The sequence below is a fragment of the Bartonella sp. AP1QHHD genome, assembly GCF_042196265.1.
Classification (GTDB): Bacteria; Pseudomonadota; Alphaproteobacteria; order Rhizobiales; family Rhizobiaceae; genus Bartonella.
The window spans coordinates 1-1,039 of record NZ_JBHIPW010000096.1; the positions used below are offsets into that span (position 1 = coordinate 1).

1 protein-coding gene and 2 pseudogenes are annotated in these 1,039 nt (G+C 40.2%); all 3 read right to left on the reverse strand.

The genetic code is table 11. The features are described from left to right. Window positions 1–113: 113 nt before the first annotated feature. Window positions 114–293, reverse strand: coding sequence for a hypothetical protein (locus ACFIME_RS08865; protein WP_375684819.1), 180 nt, complete (start codon window positions 291–293; stop codon window positions 114–116). A 52-nt stretch (window positions 294–345) separates the two neighbouring features. Then, window positions 346–749: pseudogene (locus ACFIME_RS08870) on the reverse strand (hypothetical protein). Beyond that, window positions 746–1,039 (reverse strand): annotated as a pseudogene (locus ACFIME_RS08875) (hypothetical protein); the annotation flags it as partial. The pseudogenes ACFIME_RS08870 and ACFIME_RS08875, both read right to left, overlap by 4 nt.

Sequence of the window (1,039 nt, forward strand, 5' to 3'; positions counted from 1 at the left end):
CAGATTCTGGTACTTCTTCGTCGAATTGGTCAAAATACCCAACTTACCTTCTAGAGCATACTGATACCCTGCAATGAACAAATCTACCAAGCGCGAATCGCTATGAGGGAACATCAGAAAATAGTGCGGATCATTCTTGTTATCAGCCACAACTGAACCGCATTATGGGCTGCTTCATCTGATGTTGTAAGAATACCATTGAGGAAAAAATAAACCTTGCCATCAGAACCTTTTTGTAAATTCTGTTGTTCTTCATCCGTTAAATAATGTGCGTGAGGAAACAATCCCGCCATTCCAAGCAAAGGCAAGAATAGTGGGATTGTTGATCATCACAAACAGCAAGACTTAAGGCTCGCATTCAGGTTGTTCTGGATGCTTTGTACAAAAAGGGCTGTTCAAGCGCTTCTTGACACTGCGCTGTGGTATGACAGCACCTGGACGACAAATCGGCAAGTTTTTCTCTTTAAAAGTATAACACCACCCCCCCCTCTTTGATCTTTATAGCGGAATCCTGCTTGAACCATGCAAGCATCAACTGTTGCTTTAGCATTAATACTCTGCTGTTGGTTTTCTGGAAAAACATCATAAGGGGTTGGCATACCACATTCTAACAATGCTTTTCCTATCTCCGTAAAATCTGCACCAGGTTTCTCCCACATACTCAGAGCCCCTGGAGAAGGCTTATCAATGTTACATCCAGCTACACTAACCAAAACTATTCCGCTTAATAATTTCAAGATTTGTTTCATTTTTTCCTCCCTGAATATTTTGAATAAATTGGCGTACGATTAGGTAATCCATAGAACTTTGTACAAGCATCACTTGGATGTCCATAACAAGCATGGACACTTGGGTAGCCCTTAAATATTTGCCCTCTCTCTTTCCAGGGACCACTTCCAGGAGGTATTTGTTCAAAAGTGTAAGGATTTTTGCCAATCTTTGTACCCACAAAGTCATATTTATGATTTTCCAAGTTTACGTAATCCTGCTTTCCATCACTTAAGATATATAACGTATCTGCCATGTTTTGAGTATTATA

Coding starts and splice junctions, on each gene's coding strand:
- ACFIME_RS08865 (WP_375684819.1), bottom strand. CDS start 293: ATGGCGGGATTGTTTCCTCACGCACATTATTTAACGGATGAAGAACAA.